This is a genomic window from Paenibacillus sp. FSL R5-0486 (assembly GCF_037975155.1).
In the GTDB taxonomy this organism is placed as follows: Bacteria; Bacillota; Bacilli; order Paenibacillales; family Paenibacillaceae; genus Paenibacillus; species Paenibacillus amylolyticus.
On the sequence record NZ_CP150237.1, the window covers coordinates 1,837,929 to 1,853,840 of the forward strand.

20 protein-coding genes are annotated in these 15,912 nt (G+C 42.3%); 19 read left to right on the top strand and 1 reads right to left on the bottom strand.

Features of this window, described 5'->3' with window-relative positions:
* Positions 1–66 precede the first annotated feature (66 nt).
* Positions 67–660: a DUF4304 domain-containing protein gene (locus MKY01_RS08230; RefSeq protein ID WP_282318885.1), complete on the top strand. Its 594-nt coding sequence runs from the start codon at positions 67–69 to the stop codon at positions 658–660.
* 319 nt (positions 661–979) lie between these two features.
* Here MKY01_RS08230 and MKY01_RS08235 read toward each other — a convergent pair whose 3' ends face one another.
* Entirely contained in the window at positions 980–1,618 is a 639-nt protein-coding gene (locus MKY01_RS08235) for a DUF2785 domain-containing protein (RefSeq protein ID WP_282318884.1), read from the bottom strand.
* A gap of 77 nt (positions 1,619–1,695) precedes the next feature.
* Here MKY01_RS08235 and MKY01_RS08240 point away from each other — a divergent pair, with 77 nt between their 5' ends.
* The 18 genes from MKY01_RS08240 (at position 1,696) to MKY01_RS08325 (ending at position 15,850) form a co-directional block, all read left to right on the top strand.
* On the top strand, positions 1,696–1,989 hold the full coding sequence (locus tag MKY01_RS08240; protein WP_282318883.1) for an RNA polymerase alpha subunit C-terminal domain-containing protein: 294 nt from the start codon (positions 1,696–1,698) through the stop codon (positions 1,987–1,989).
* Positions 1,990–2,271: 282 nt separating this feature from the next.
* Positions 2,272–2,778, top strand: a complete 507-nt coding sequence (locus MKY01_RS08245) for a DUF2569 domain-containing protein (RefSeq protein WP_036610454.1) — start codon at positions 2,272–2,274, stop codon at positions 2,776–2,778.
* Positions 2,779–2,858: 80 nt separating this feature from the next.
* Positions 2,859–3,380 (top strand): hypothetical protein, encoded by a 522-nt coding sequence (locus MKY01_RS08250; RefSeq protein WP_127544748.1) that lies wholly within the window; start codon positions 2,859–2,861, stop codon positions 3,378–3,380.
* A gap of 129 nt (positions 3,381–3,509) precedes the next feature.
* The gene (locus tag MKY01_RS08255; protein ID WP_315371938.1) at positions 3,510–4,166 is read left to right on the top strand and encodes a pyridoxal 5'-phosphate synthase; all 657 of its coding nucleotides are present in this window, start codon (positions 3,510–3,512) and stop codon (positions 4,164–4,166) included.
* An 81-nt stretch (positions 4,167–4,247) separates the two neighbouring features.
* Positions 4,248–4,817, top strand: a complete 570-nt coding sequence (locus tag MKY01_RS08260) for a GNAT family protein (RefSeq protein ID WP_315371939.1) — start codon at positions 4,248–4,250, stop codon at positions 4,815–4,817.
* Positions 4,818–5,156: 339 nt separating this feature from the next.
* The gene (locus tag MKY01_RS08265; RefSeq protein ID WP_339286197.1) at positions 5,157–6,113 is read left to right on the top strand and encodes a radical SAM protein; all 957 of its coding nucleotides are present in this window, start codon (positions 5,157–5,159) and stop codon (positions 6,111–6,113) included.
* 208 nt (positions 6,114–6,321) lie between these two features.
* Complete coding sequence (locus MKY01_RS08270; RefSeq protein ID WP_339286198.1) at positions 6,322–7,335, top strand: phosphodiester glycosidase family protein; 1,014 nt, start codon at positions 6,322–6,324, stop codon at positions 7,333–7,335.
* A complete protein-coding gene (locus MKY01_RS08275) occupies positions 7,332–8,345 on the top strand; it encodes a bifunctional glycosyltransferase family 2/GtrA family protein (protein ID WP_339286199.1) in 1,014 nt (337 codons plus the stop codon). Before MKY01_RS08270 ends, MKY01_RS08275 begins: the two co-directional genes overlap by 4 nt.
* A gap of 108 nt (positions 8,346–8,453) precedes the next feature.
* A complete protein-coding gene (locus MKY01_RS08280) occupies positions 8,454–8,597 on the top strand; it encodes a hypothetical protein (RefSeq protein ID WP_253509539.1) in 144 nt (47 codons plus the stop codon).
* On the top strand, positions 8,542–8,733 hold the full coding sequence (locus tag MKY01_RS08285) for an Mpo1-like protein (protein WP_339287130.1): 192 nt from the start codon (positions 8,542–8,544) through the stop codon (positions 8,731–8,733). Before MKY01_RS08280 ends, MKY01_RS08285 begins: the two co-directional genes overlap by 56 nt.
* Before the next feature lie 21 nt (positions 8,734–8,754).
* A complete protein-coding gene (locus MKY01_RS08290) occupies positions 8,755–9,465 on the top strand; it encodes an AAA family ATPase (protein WP_036611058.1) in 711 nt (236 codons plus the stop codon).
* A 66-nt stretch (positions 9,466–9,531) separates the two neighbouring features.
* Positions 9,532–10,020, top strand: coding sequence for an isochorismatase family cysteine hydrolase (locus tag MKY01_RS08295; protein ID WP_339286201.1), 489 nt, complete (start codon positions 9,532–9,534; stop codon positions 10,018–10,020).
* A gap of 32 nt (positions 10,021–10,052) precedes the next feature.
* Entirely contained in the window at positions 10,053–10,289 is a 237-nt protein-coding gene (locus MKY01_RS08300; protein WP_127544723.1) for a hypothetical protein, read from the top strand.
* A gap of 190 nt (positions 10,290–10,479) precedes the next feature.
* A complete protein-coding gene (locus MKY01_RS08305; protein WP_339286203.1) occupies positions 10,480–11,001 on the top strand; it encodes a GNAT family N-acetyltransferase in 522 nt (173 codons plus the stop codon).
* Between the two features lie 24 nt (positions 11,002–11,025).
* Positions 11,026–11,436 (top strand): hypothetical protein, encoded by a 411-nt coding sequence (locus MKY01_RS08310; protein WP_339286204.1) that lies wholly within the window; start codon positions 11,026–11,028, stop codon positions 11,434–11,436.
* A gap of 304 nt (positions 11,437–11,740) precedes the next feature.
* Positions 11,741–14,458: a YDG domain-containing protein gene (locus MKY01_RS08315; RefSeq protein ID WP_339286205.1), complete on the top strand. Its 2,718-nt coding sequence runs from the start codon at positions 11,741–11,743 to the stop codon at positions 14,456–14,458.
* 205 nt (positions 14,459–14,663) lie between these two features.
* Complete coding sequence (locus tag MKY01_RS08320; RefSeq protein WP_127544712.1) at positions 14,664–15,017, top strand: hypothetical protein; 354 nt, start codon at positions 14,664–14,666, stop codon at positions 15,015–15,017.
* 176 nt (positions 15,018–15,193) lie between these two features.
* Positions 15,194–15,850 (top strand): hypothetical protein, encoded by a 657-nt coding sequence (locus MKY01_RS08325; RefSeq protein WP_127544709.1) that lies wholly within the window; start codon positions 15,194–15,196, stop codon positions 15,848–15,850.
* Positions 15,851–15,912: the final 62 nt, after the last annotated feature.

Genomic DNA, 15,912 nt, shown 5'->3' on the forward strand with positions numbered 1-15,912 from the left:
AGCATGATTTTGAACAAAAAAAGGTAACAACGTATTAAATAAACTTTGCCTTGGGAGTGATATCTAATGCAGGAACTTTTTAAGAAGATCATCAATACAGAAGTCAAACCCGTATTTGCCAAACACGGCTATTCCAAGAAAAATCTGAATTTCTACAAAGCGGATGGAAATCTCGCATACAAGTTCAACATTCAAAGAGCAAAGTATAACACCATTCGTCAAGTCCAGTTTTATGTTAATTGTGGTGTTCATTCCACCGAACTTGCGGAGTTGCATTCCGTTGGATTGAATGGAGACATATTGGAGTTCACATCTCATTTTACCTGCCGAATCAGAGAAATAGCCCCTGCCGCTCCGGCCCACTATACCTTAACGCCTGATATCGATCCAGACGCTTTATCGAAAGAACTGGTGTCACATATGGAAGAGGGCATTTCATTCCTACACTCGCTGACAGGGGCCAGAGATATAGTCCATTATTATATGGATAAGACAGCGCTACATTTAAGCGAAGTAACCTTCCGCTTCCTGCTAAAAGCCGGCGATACGGAAGAAGCCAAGCATTATTTACAGCAACTGCACGCCAAATACGGAGCCGAAAAGCGCTGGACGATATTAGAAAAGAAATATGCAGCCGTTTTTGCCGAGTACGGAATGTAAGTTATATGGTAAGAAAACAAGCCGAATTCATAACCTAATTTCAATTTGTTTGGAGCTGAATTTAACAATAATTAAAATTGCGATTCCTTCCAATAATATGTCTGAGATAAGGGTGTTAATTTGGAAGGACTATTAATCATGAATAATATACGGGTTCTACTTTATATAATGTGTGCTCAATAGTTGGACCGAGATCAGCATCCAATTGGTGAAATTTAATCCTGAAATATAGACTTTTTAGAAAGTTTTTTATATTATTTTTTTGCCTAAACGAGGGAAGAAATTCTGGGTCTTTCTCGACATCACCAAAACGTTCAATCTATTGCTTTATGTAAGTCTGACTAAGTATCTTTCTATTTAAGACACTAATGATGGATTTCACCATTCTTTCATCTTCCCCATCGGAGTATACGCAGTCTGTAACGGTTATCTTTTGATAAACTAGGTCGAGGATAGTTAAGAGATCCGTCTCATCTAGTTCGGTACATTGAGCTAAATCATCCAAAACATCTGCTGCGTGTGCTATGGCATGAGCCCAGCCTTTTACTTCGTCATATCCACGGTAATCACGCTCTTTTTGTACATTGTAGAATACGTTCTCTTTGATCTGATGAATGTGTTCTTTTGAGAGAAACGGTGATTCTCTATACCTGGATAAAAAGAGCGATATAACCAACATAGAGAAAGATCGAGTGAATACAGCGTCTGAATTTGTTTCTCCAAGTCTAAAATGCAAATGGTTTTCATCCAAGACTACGGGTAAGATTTGCTCTAGTTCGTACACAGTCAGAGCATGACCAGGAATCCAATTCGATAAGGTTGTGTAAATTAATTCATCACGTAGCTGGGCATCCAAAGAACCGATGTTATGTATCATTTCTTGTACTAATGGAAATATATCTGAAGGTGCTTGGTAGTCATTCTCTTTTATTAATAACAACTTGTCTTTTAATTCCATTCTACACACTCCTATGAGTAAACTATCATTCAGGTTGCCTTGGTTATATTATACAATTTATAAGGAGTGATGCCCACATGGCAAACGATAAAGGAGCACTCAGAACATGCGAACAAGGACATTTGTATTATAAAAAAAGTGATTGCCCAACCTGTCCGACGTGCGAAGCTGAACGTAAACCGACAGAGGGATTTCTAGCCTTATTGTCAGCTCCCGCCAGACGGGCCTTGGAGAATGAAGGCATCACAACACTACTGCAACTTGCGGAGTACAAGGAGAAAGAGATCCTGAAGCTGCACGGAATCGGGCCATCTGCCATGCCTAAACTGCGAAACGCATTGGAAGAAGAGGGATTGTCATTTAAGAAATGACCCTCTTCACTCCTGTCATTTAATCCACAACGGAAGTAATCTCCTTCATCGTTACCTGATAAAACAAGTAACCTGTGCCTTGACACTCGTAGTACAATAAGGAAGTTGTGTAAAATTCTATATGAGAGGAGGACGGAGAGATCGCTATAAGGAGAGTGTGAAAATACATACAACGCACGTGAAGTAAAGGGATAGAAGCACCCGTAGATTCGATTGGCATTATTACTATTACGAGGAAGACTCATCTCAGAAAAACAAAACTGCATAAGGAAGTGTTACGAGGTGGAACCACATATTGAAGAGCAAAAAACAGACTACCGTCCACTAGGTGTGTCGGGATTGGGTGGTTGGCTGATTCTCATCCAGATTGGATTATTTGTTACGGTAATTCTACTTGCAGTGCAATTATTTCAGCAGATAATACCCACATTCACAACTGAGACTTGGGAAATGCTAACTTCCAAACAATCAGACTATTATCACCCATTATGGGGTCCAGTACTTATTTTTGAGATGGTGTACAATACGCTGTTTTTATTATTCAGTGTATATACAATTTTTGTGTTTTATAGCAAGAAAGCAATATTACCCCGTCTGATGATCATCTTCTATGGTCTCAGTCTGATTGTAGGTATTATTGATTACCTATTATTGCTCCAGATTCCGTTAGCAAAAGAATTGGAAGATGGAAGCTCGATCAGAGAAATTGCTAAATCTGTCATCACTTGTGCCATTTGGATTCCTTATTTTATCAAATCCGAGCGAGTTCATAACACATTTGTAAGATAAATGGTAAGCAGGAAATGCCCGATCTTGGATAGAAGCTATCTGAGGTCGGGTTTATTTGATACATATTAAGGAGATGACACATGGGGTTTAGGATGGAATACGGAGACACCAATTTTATTGCATTAGTCAACGCGGATCAATACAAGACGTACGTAAGTGAAGACTGGGAGCTGGATATGCTGTTAAACCATTTTGTTCAGGAGATGCAGATTGGAAACATATTAGTTCTCCAAATGACTAATGAAGGTGTTGAGCATTCATGGACAACGGAGTTTACTTTTGAAAATAATATAGACGTTGAAAGCTGCTATAGAAGAGCTAAAGGATACATCCAGGTTACTGATAATCAGTTATATCTGGTGGACTACACCTGTCTGACCATGGCAGCTCAATTTGAAGATTGTATCGTACCAGACGATAATTGCGCCAGATATAGAATTGAGTTACAAAACGGAACGTATCAGGTAGAAATCATTCAGTATTATAATCCAGATATTGGAGAGTACGTTGGAATAAAGGAAGCAGAACTTATTATGGATTTTAAGAAAGTAACTGAGCTTGGAAAAAATGAGGATAAAGTGATCTGGTGCAGTTATATGTAGATGGAATGGGTGAACCACGGATGCTCTTGAGTATTTATTTTGAAGAAGACAAAGATCTGCTTACATGGGAAGCGGAGAGTGAAGGATAAAAATAAACGAATATACTAAAGAGAAGATGGAGGCGATGACATGAGCGATAAACCAATCGAACTGTTGCAACGTTTAAAATCTTTATCCGGCCCATTTCCAACGTGGGATATGGGGCAGTTACCGGATCGGCCGGGGAAGTTATTTTTGGAGTGGTTGAGATTGGCGGTTGAGAACGAAGTGAAAGAACCTCATGCTATGACAATATCCACCGTGGATCAAGACGGTTATCCTGATGCGCGGGTGTTGATTTTGAAGAACGTAATCGACGAAACGTTCTATTTTGCTTCCAGTTCGGAGAGTCGAAAAGGGCAGCAGTTGAAGGAAAATTCTCATGTCGCTCTGACATTCTACTGGCCTTCACTTGGAAGACAGATTCGGATAAGGGGAATTGCCGAGGATCGGGGAGATGAAGCGGGTGCTGATGATTTCCGCAAACGTTCAGCTGGAGCAAGAGCAGTTGCTATGACAGGACATCAGAGTGAGGTTTTGGATAGCGAGGAAGTGTTGGATAGTTCCATTGAAGCTCAGAAGGAAAAGATAAGACTTGACCCCGGTGTCGTTACACCTAATTGGCGTTTATATGCCGTGAATGCACAAGAGGTGGAGTTTTGGCAGGGAGATCCAGAGCGCAAGCATGTACGAGTCCAATATGTGATGCAAGATGGGCAGTGGAAGTCACTCAGATTGTGGCCTTGATTGTACAACAGATGAGTCAGGCAATATGAAGCGAGCTGCTGTGTGTTTCTTTTTCCTAACAATCTGAGGGAGGATAAATCTATGAAAACGATTGAAAGTTTCTTCGAACCATTTCCCATGTTGGAAACCGAACGGACGTTACTCCGACCTCTTACCTATGATGATCTGGAGGATATGTACAGTTACTGCGTTGTACCTGCTGTATCGGAGTTCACGACCTGGGACGCGCATCAGAGCAAAGAAGACACTAAAGCTTTTTTAGATTTTGTCATGAGTCGCTATGAAACGGATCTAATAGGCCCATGGGGGATTGAAGATAAACACACTAAGAGGCTGATTGGTAGTTGTAACTATCTAGGGTGTGACAGCGATAACAGGAGAGTTGAACTGGGATATGTGTTATCTAATCAATTTTGGAATCAGGGCTACATGACCGAGGTAGTGAAACGAATCATCCAATTTGGATTTGATGAAGTGGGGCTCGAGCGAATCCAGGCCAGATGTTTAGTGGAAAACACAGGTTCTGCCAAGGTCATGGAGAAGGCAGGCATGCAATTCGAAGGTGTGCTGAGGAAATACATGAAGGTGAAAAATGAGCTTCAAGATCTGAAGATGTATGCTATCGTAAAAGAAGACTTCTACTCGTGTTAAATAAAGAACGTGTTATTGAAAAGTCGTGTGTCATTTATCATGCTGGCGAGCCATAGATTTTCCTATAATCCTAAATTTATCAGTGATACACAATAAAAGCAGAAGTAAGAAATAGCTTGAATTGCTACATCAAAAGGTCAAGGTATCATATTTTATATTGTCTAATTCAATAATTATATGCCTAGCTTTGGCCCATTCCTGATCGTTGAGGATATGGGTTTTATTTTTGTTTTCAGCAAGCAACGTACATAATGTCATATCTTGAACCTGATGCTTTCCGCTATAATCTTCAAGTTATTAAAACATGGATTGAATGAAGGAACCAGGAGGTACAACGAATTGACGACCAAAAACAGATATAAATCACTCGAACTGGAAACACCCGGCGTATATGAGCTGGAAGGGCTTGAAGTGGGAGTGACATCGAATTGCAATTATAAATGCGACTATTGCTGCGCCTACAATCGGGATGATGGAGCGTGTATCAATAGTCAGGAAGTCATCCGTATTATTAGTGAGCTTCCTCGTCTCAAGAGAGTGCGATTGTCAGGGGGAGAAGTTACTCTGAAATACCAGGATTGCCTGGAGATTGTGACGTACTGTACGGCACATGGCATCGATACACAATTGAACAGTAATGCCAGTCTGCTGACTGAAGAACGAATCATCGCGTTGCGTGATGCAGGCTTGTCCAACATTCATATCTCGTTCAATTATACGGATGCGGAGTCGTATGCTACGTACTACCGCATGCATCCTCGCATGTATGAAAGGTTGGAGCAGAATATCCGTCTGTGCACGGAAGCCGGTCTGGAGACGGTGCTGGAAACGTTACTATTTGAAGGTAATCAAGCGAACATGCAGGCCATTAGCGATAAGGTGTATGATCTGGGTGTGCGCATCCATGAGATCCAGAACAGTATTAAGATGCCGCATACCGACTGGACCCAGATTGTATCCAAAGAGTCCCTTGTTCGATCTGTTACGGAATTAGTTAAACATAAAAAGCCAGATACAACGCTCTATTTCACCTGTATGGATCGGTTCGCTGAACAGTTGAATTTGCGCGAACAACCTGGTGTGTATTTCTCTAATTGTGTGGATGGCACGAAACAGCTGCATCTGCACGGCAACGGGGATATTCTCATCTGTGAATTATGCCATCCTGTGGTGATTGGCAACATCTATACTGGAACGTCGTTGAAGGATATATACGCTCAGCAGCCCCCGGCGTTAACGGAATTCCTGGAGAAGCGGCCTTGTCCCGCGTACGATGCTCTTTTTGCAGATGCATAACAGGAAGACCTGTTGAAGATATGTGATATGAATGTTGAACGAATATGTACACGATATTAGTGGCCTTAGGATTGTATAGATTATAAATCAAGGTGATCTGGTTTCCTCAATGGGAAAATGGATCACCTTTTTTGATATGGTTTCAGATTCATTTAAGCTACTCGGCCTAATATGGCCTTAAGAACTTAGATGAAGAGGTGAGCTTCACATGATGAAGATTGATGAGAAACCAACCCGGAAAGACCCACATAAAAGTCCCATCTCTCCAAGAAAGCGCAGATGGCTCATCATCACACTTGTCATCGTGCTTGTGGTAGGTGGTATCCTGTACAGCCTGGCTGACCGTTACCTGATCCGGCATGTGCAGGTGGTTGTAGCAGATGAGAACACAGCAACGGCAACAACGAACAACGCGATTGATTCCACCAATACTTCAACCACAGCGACTGAGATGAATGCAACGTCAGATGATTGGAATTACTCGAGTGATGATATGAAGGTCAGTATTGAAAAGGTACAGACCGGTTCTGGCTCAGATCAGATTACGTATTATGTCGCCGATGTTCAGCTGACGGATGCAAGCAGCCTGCGAACCGCGCTGGCGGACAACAGCTTTGGAACAAATATTACCGAAAATACGTCAGAGATTGCCGCAGCCAACAATGCGATCTTTGCCATTAATGGTGACTACTACGGATTCCGTGATGATGGTGTCATTATCCGAAATGGAACGTTGTATCGGGACAGCCCCACGCGGGATGCACTTGCCCTGTTCAACGACGGTACGATGAAAACATATAACGAGAACGCGATTTCTTCCTCGGAACTGCTGGCCGAAGGTGCAACCGATACACTATCCTTTGGGCCCATTCTGATTCAGGATGGCGAGATTGTCAGTGATTTTAGCAGTGTGAAAATCGATAATAACTTCGGTAATCGTTCCATTCAAGACGCAAATCCAAGAACAGCGATCGGCATGATTGCTCCGAATCATTATGTCTTTGTGGTGGTGGACGGACGGCAGGACAACAGCCGCGGCATGACTCTGGCAGAACTGGCGGATGTCATGAAAGGCCTCGGAGTAACCGGGGCTTACAATCTAGACGGCGGCGGTTCATCCACGATGTATTTTATGGGCAGAGTTGTCAATAACCCGCTGGGGCGTAACCAGGAACGTGGCGTAAGTGACATTCTTTATCTGACGGAGGGACAAGGATCATGACGATATTAATTCCATCATATGAACCCGATGTTCGTTTACTGAATCTCGTTCTGCAACTGCAAACATTTAAACTTGGCCCTATTGTGATTGTGGATGATGGCAGCGGCCCCGGTTACCGTGGGATTTTTGAAACGGCAGAAGCCTATGGCTGTACGGTCCTGACACATCCCGTCAATCTAGGTAAGGGCAGGGCGTTGAAGACGGGCTTTCAGTATATTAAGGAGTTTGGACCACAGGGCGGTGTGGTGAGTGCAGATAGTGACGGACAGCATCTACCGCATGATATTAAGCGTATCTTCGAAGCGCTACTCGCACAGACGACACCAGGAATTGTACTCGGCAGCCGTCGCTTCAGTGGTAAAATTCCAGCACGTAGCCGGTTTGGCAATACAGTTACAAGGGCGGTCTTTTCCCTCACAACAGGTACCCAGGTATATGATACACAGACGGGTCTACGCGGTTTTCCATACTCCATGCTGGACTGGCTGAAGCAGATTCCCGGGGATCGGTTTGAATACGAGATGAACATGCTTTTAACGGCACACAAGGAAGGGTATGAGATTACGGAGGAGTTTATTGATACGGTGTATCTGGATCACAATGAGTCCTCCCATTTCCGCCCGCTGGTTGATTCATTCCGAATCTATATGCCAATCCTGATGTTCAGCACATCATCGGTGCTCTCCGCTCTGATTGATTTTGGATTACTGTTCGTCATCCAGTATTTTACGCATAATCTGTTTCTGTCGGTTGTCGCAGCAAGGCTATGCAGCTCAATATTCAACTATACGATTAATCGAAAGTACGTATTTACCGCTGGACGAACCTCTAAGGTTCGGCAGTCATTGCCCAGATACTTCTCACTTGTCCTACTAGTGCTGTTATTAAACTACGGTTTATTGTATTTTTATAATGAAAAATTAATTATCCCGCTGCTCACAGCTAAGCTGCTGACCGAGGTATCCATCTTCCTGTTCAGCTATTGGGCACAGCGCAGATTTGTCTATTAACTCTGAAGAGAGAGTAAGCCTATGGCTTGCTCTTTTTTGGTTGAAACGGTTTCAAAAGTACCCCGAAATAGGTTACGATGGAGTGGGAAAGAAGGAGCCTTATTTTAGGTGAAATGGATGTGGGCTGATGTTGAATCGTGTGCGCAAGGACTTGCGTTATTACCTTCAGGAGCATCAGGATCGGAAAAACCGCATTTTGCATTACTTCGCGTTTTTGTCGGCGTTTGTGGCATGGATTTTTTTGTTTATTGATATCAAAGTCACGCTCCTACTCGCTGTCATCCATTACGCTTTATCCTGGATGGGGCACTTCTATTATGAAGGCAATAAACCCGCAGCTTTTCGTTATCCTCATAATTGTAAATATTCTTTAGTTGAACTTATATAAAATAAATATGGGAGGATGATTATGTATCTTCGAAGTGTGGAACTCCTGTCGGCCAAGATCGAGAATCGGAACCAATATCCTTTTGACATCCCCGCGATCCGGTCCTTGGAACGATTGGAGCTCACGAATAACGTTACTTTTTTTGTAGGTGAAAATGGTTCAGGGAAATCTACGCTGCTCGAAGGCATCGCTCATCAATGTGGATTCAATACCGCAGGGGGCGGCAGGAATAATACCTATGAGACACATGCTTCAGAATCCTCGCTCGGGAATTATCTCAGGCTGGCATGGTTACCCAAAATAACGAATGGCTTCTTCATGCGCTCTGAATCGTTCTATCAATTCGCATCACATGTCGATGAGATGCCGGCGTCGCTTCAATATTATGGCGGGCGTTCTTTACATGAACAATCACATGGGGAGTCTTTTCTCAGTCTGTTCGTCAATCGCTTCAGTTCCAAAGGCATCTATCTGCTTGACGAGCCCGAAGCCGCTTTGTCTCCAGCTAGGCAGCTCTCCTTATTGCGTATCCTTCATGATCTGTCAGGCACTTCACAATTCATTATTGCGACGCATTCACCCATTTTACTGGGGTATCCGGGGGCAGAGATTTTAAGTTTTGACGATAGCCATATTCAAGAGGTAGCCTATGAGGAGACCGATCATTATCAGATTACTCGCAGCTTTCTGGAGAACCGCGACCGGATGCTGAATGAATTATTTAAAGATTAAGTTCTCAGTTTAACAAGGGAAGTTACTCAACCATGGGCGTGAAATTTATTTATGAGGAGAGATTGGATGAAAGTAGGTTTGCTTATTGTTGATATGCAGGAGAGTATTGTGCGGAAAAAGATGGACCAGACTTCGATAGACCATGCCTGTGAGTACATTAACCATGTGGCTAATGTGCTGCGCTCGAATGATCATACGGTCGTTCACTTGCAGGATGTGGAGGGCATGGAGGGGGCAGCGTCAGATGAGTATCGCATCATTCCCGAGGTGGATGTGAATGAGAAGGATCTCACCGTTACCAAGGAAGCCTCCAATGCCTTCTGGCAAACTGACTTGGAGCAGGTGTTGAAGAGTCATGGAGTTGAATTGGTGATCATCGCCGGTTTTGCCGCAGAGGAATGTGTTCTATTCACCTACAACGGAGCGATGGAGCGAGGTTTCCGGCCGGTGATGTTGCAAAATGGAATTCTTAGCACAAATCCCGAAGCAGTGACTTCAACGTACAGAGATCGCAATGTGATCTCATATCCTGTGGTTGATTATCTGATTCAATAAGTGTTGGCTACATGCCAGTGGAGGTGATGGTTATGAACGAGCTTAACGTTGCTTTTGTCCTATTGATCTCATTGGCAGGAGTTGTTTTCGGTTTTCAGGGGTTGAAGAAAAAATCTCCAGTCATGATGTATATCAGTGTAATATTTATTTTCGTTCCTATACTTCTTTTCATGGATTGGTTGACGTTCTTACCTTTTATCGCTCCCGCAGCGCTTGCCAGTGGATATTTGGTGAAAAATAAAGACAAGACCAATAATCGGACTCTTTAGGAAGTCTTTTTTTGTCCAAATGTTCATGTCCACTGTGAAAGTAAGGTTACTCCATGGTTTAAACCAAACTTTGCCTATATCTGCTGTGGTTGAAAGAATATATTGAGAACAGGGCACAGCAAACTCGTTGTGGACATCGGTAATGTCATGTATGGACCACTAGCGACTTATTAACTAAGGGAGATGTGCAATGAAAATGAATGTACAAATTACGAGTATTTTGGCAGAACAAAAGGAATTGTTCCTCAACCTGTACAACTTGTACTTATATGATCTGTCCGAATTTTCTGGCGAGGATCTACTTGAAGAGGGGAAATATGATCCAACGAACACCTATCTATATCTGGAACGCGATGAATTACATCCGTTTTTGATTCAGTATGAAGGAAAGGTTATTGGATTCGTACTGGTCTGCTCACCTCCATATGTGCCGGAAGGTGTGGATTATACCGTGCAAGAGCTGTTCTTGGTCAAAAAATATCGCGGACAGGGGCTGGCAGCCCAAGCGGTTGACTTGGTTTTTGCTCAATTTGAGGGTGCATTCAAAGTGGAACAGCTTGCTAACAATGCGACAGCAGTTTCATTCTGGAAAAAATATTATGAGCAACATCAGATTGAATACACTGAGTCTGAATATAACATTGAGATTGACAACATCGCTGGTAGCCACCGGATTTTGTCCCAGACTTTTGTGCGTGAAAGAGAGAAATAATATTTAAATTAGAAGGTGATTAGTTTGTTCATTATCGTAGCAACCAAGGGGAGTTTGAAGTGGGTCTCAGGTGTATTTCAGGCAGAAGATGTAGCTAGACAGTACATGGATCTCATACCTGATGAGCTTAAGGCGTACCAGGAATTCATTCAAATAGAGAATATCACATATCCATTTTATATTATAGAGCGTCAGGAATCTCCATTTAGGTTTCTCGGTAAAGATGAAGTGATTGCACTTTTTGATAAAACAGATGTGTCAGAGGATGAAGATGAGGTGCACTTCAATATCTACACGATTGATTCAGATTATAGATCGAACAAACCTGGAACAGATTATATGGGAGCACTGAGGCATGATCATGTGACCAATGAATCTATAGAGATGTACCGAGAAGAAGGAACAGCGTTTCTGAGTAGACGAAGGATTTTATGAATGTGAGAATTGAGGAAACTAGTGATTCAGCATTTTAGTTTATTACCTAATTTAATAAACGAGGATACCTATGGATACGACAACGAGGTGTCCTTTTTTTGTTATATTTCAGTTCTGATGTGATAGGGAGGAGTAGAAAAAATGTATACTGTATGCACCGAAAGTTGGGCTCTAAACTCTTTAACAGACTGGGTTTTGTAGCCATATTTCATGGTCAGTATTTTATGTATACTATTGCTGATCTTTGTGATAAGTTGAGCGAGTAAGATCCAGTAATCATACTATGAGTGAGAGGACTAATATCATGAATTGTGCTAAAAAGCTTGTGACCACTCTATTGATTACAGTTATGTTGTTTTCATCGTTTAATGTAGTATTGGGTGCCGCCGAATCTTCCGCATCAGACATTGAGGGAAACTGGGCAGAAAGCCAAATTACGAAATGGATCGACAAAGGTTTTATTCATGGTTATGAAGACGGCAGCTTTAAACCGAACAATACTATAACAAGAGCAGAATTTTTCTCATTGGTTAATCGTTCATATGGATTTACTGAAACAGCATCTGTATCGTTCAAGGATGTTACTTCATCTAACTGGGCATATGCTGAGGTTTCCAAAGCTGTAAAAGCTGGATACATAAAGGGTTATAGGGACGGTACTATCGGTGCCAATAAACCCATTAGTAGACAAGAAGTTGCAGTTATTATCAGTGATCTTCTTGATCTATCGAATGAAGCTAGTACTGGAAATCACTTTACGGATTCGAATACGATAGCCTCATGGGCTAAAAATTCGGTAGATGCTATAGTGGCTAAAGGGATTTTACAGGGCTACGATAATAACTTCAATCCGAATAAACCGATCACTCGTGCTGAAGCAGTCGTTGCGCTGGATCGTTCAGTGAATGCAAGAGCAACGGATTACAGCTTAGCTGGAACATATGGCCCTGAGGCGGGGATTCAGACCATTGATGGGGATGTGCTCATTAGCACGGCTGGGGTTACATTGAAGAATATGATCATCAAAGGAAACCTATTATTTAGTGAAGGTATCCAAGAAGGAGATGTGCACCTTTCGAATGTTACGATTAAAGGTGTGACACGGGTAGAAGGTGGGGGCGTTAGTACCATCTATTTAAAAAATACCGTAGCATCTACCCTTATTGTTGATAAGAAAAAAGGACCCGTTCTCATTATTGTAGAAGGTTCAACGACAGTTGGAGAAGTAACCATTCACTCCCCTGCTACGCTACAAGAATCGGATACTACGGGGAATGGCTTCGGCAAGATTACATTATCCGAGCGGTTACCTGCGGGTTCAAAAGTAGGTTTGAAAGGAACATTTGATTCCTTAATCATTAAAGGCAGTGGGGTTCAGGTGGATATTCCTGAAGGCCGTATTAAGGACGTTATTGTAGCAGTTACAGCAACGGGGACGACTCTTAACTTAGGCACGGATGCAACGATTGTAAACCTTTTCTTAGATGCAGTCGCTAAAATTCTAGGCACGGGTACTATTGAAAAGGTGACGCTGAGTTCCGTTGCTAAAGGTGGTACGACTTTTGAAACTACAATTCGACTGTTGGATAAAGTCATAAATACAGTGACTCCAGCTACTCCAACTGCTCCTGTGACTTCACCTTCCACTGGAGGAACGGATACAATCGCTCCTACTCTGTCCAATGTAACGAGTGGTCATATTGCAGGTGGAGATCCTGTGGTAGGTAGAAGCAATGAAAGTGGATATGTGTATCTGGTTCCTTCCGCAACACCAAAAACAATCACGAGTCTAAACCAATCTGTTGCAGGGTTGTTTGGCAAGAAACAGTCGGTGACAGCAAACGTAGATGCCACAATTAATACAGTGGGATTAGCGTCAGGTACGTATGTCGTATATGCCGTTGATCTCGCGAATAATATATCGATGGCTTCGGCAGAGATCATTATTGGTACAAATCAGTTAATCGTTTCGACTCCAGTACTCTCAACCGAGAAAATGTATGATGGAACGTCCTCGGCTACAGTAATAGCAGATTCACTAACCGGAGTTGCTACTGGAGATCATGTAACCGTGAGTGCAGCAGCCACCTACAATGATGCAATAATAGGCACAGGTAAAACAATAACTGTAGTTTATACGTTGGGCGGAGCAGATGCGGCCAAGTATATTGCGCCTTCAAACTATACAACCCAGACAGGGGCCATTACAGCCGCACAGTTGACGATCGGGGAGCCGATGTTGACTCTTGATGAGATAAATGGAGATTCATCCGTAGTCGTATCTGCAGGTTCCTTAGTTGGAGTTGTTCCAGGTGAGGATGTGACCGTGAGTGCAGATGCGGTATATGATACAACTTCCCGGCCTAATTCGGCGCTTGTAACTGTGGCTTACACAATAGCTGGTACGGATAGTGGCAAATATATTGCTCCAGCTAATAATACGAACTACACTGTTTATGTACAATTCAGTGAGGATACAGGTGTTATCATAGATCTGATAACAACTTCCAAAGTGTATGATGGAAATTTTGCAACAACTGCATTAGCCGGTTCTAGGAATGGATCTTGTGCAGGAATAGGTAAACAAGGTATTTGTCCTGGGGATGACGTAACGGTAAGTGCTTCAGGAGTCTATGATAATGAAAATGTAGGAACAAATAAGAAGATAACTATATCGTATACTCTATTGGGTAGTGGTGCAGGAAATTATTTACCGCCAACCAGTATCGAAGTGAATACAGGTGTAATAACTAGAAAGCAATTGATGATCACGTCTCCGACATTAATACTCTCCAAAGTGTATGACGGAACTCTTATTGCAAATGTAACACCAGGTGCATTATCTAACATTATCCCTGGGGATGACGTACAGGTAATCGCCGTAGCCACTTACAACAATGCAGCTGTAGGAACCAATAAAGTAATAACGATTAATTACACTCTTACAGGAAATGATGCAGGAAATTATGTTGCCCCAGCAATGCAGATAGTTGGTACAGGGGAGATTACTGCTACACCGTGATGTTTATGTTTGAAGACCATTTTCATTAGTGACTTTTCTGATGAAAGTGTAGAAGCAAATAGAGTCTCCACTGTCGAATAAGACTGTGGAGGCTTTTTGATTTTTAGATTCAAAACAACTTCGCATTTACCAATACATGGGTTATGATGAATTAAGAGGATTGAACAGATATTGAAGCATGGGGAAGTGTAACGGAGGTGCGGGTATGTCGAAGCATCATTTTGTTATTGAAAACAAATCGCAAGTAAACGAATATATCTATACTTCCTACTCTTGGGACTCTAACGGCGTGATACATGGGAGTGGATTAACCACAAAGAATCATGCGACCTTGGAAGACGAATTCATTGCGTACATCTATGATTCCCTTTGCTGGTTGGATACATGGAATCCATCTACCTGTATGAGATGTAGTGGACTGAACAACTATGGAATAACCGTTATTAAAGAGCAGGATGTTTTGTTGAAGTTTCATCAACTAATTCGGGCCTGGATGGATCTATTCAGCCATGCGACTGATCCGATTGTTCTAACAGGGAGTTACTGTGTTGATGGGTAAGAACAGAAGGGCAGTTACGAGAAACTCGTGTACAACAAAGTTGAATTATTCAACGAATTACATAAGCTTGCGAACATGGCAAAGTATGCTGAGATAAATGGGAAATGCATTGTGCATTTCGGGATATGAAATTTAACTCTTTTAAGACCAATTGACTAAAGAAGGGAGTTTTTGTATTGCCTTGGCCTATGGTACATTTTGCAATTGCATCCGAATTGATATCCGAACCATTCCCTGAATTGTTATTGGGGAGCCTTGCTCCTGATTCGATCCATGTAAGAACTAATCTTCGTACAGAAAAGGCGAAAACCCACCTCATGCCAGAGGCAGGAAGATTCGCAACAGACGAAGAACTTAAAGGATTTTTTGAATCCAACAAGAAATTAGCTTATAGTGATCCCAAATTCCTGCAATATCTGTGCGGTTACATCGCCCATATCTATACGGATCGCGCGTGGACATTCGATATCTATCCTGCATATGAAGTCCATCCCAACGGAAGAAGTGTGTATACACAGGATGTCACAAAGCTGGAGTTTATGATTTTACGGAATTGGAACAGGGCCAACGATTGGTTAAATGAGCTGAATGTGGGAAGAGCATTTGATTTAGGCGGATTGCTGGAATCTGAGGTGTACCAGTATAGAGAAGAGAAACTTGAGTTTTTAGTTAACCCTGACAACGAACCTTTGGGTGATTTAAATATGTTATCCATGGAAGCTATGGAAGAGTTCATACATAAAACGGCGTTAGCGCTAAAAGAATTGTATACAAGTTGGAATGTGTATGAAGATTTACGCAGCAATGAAGGCACTGCACAAATGCGTTTGTGAGTTGCATCCCAAGATTAATGAGATTATTTTAGCTGTAAATGAAGGGAATATTGCGGCACAGC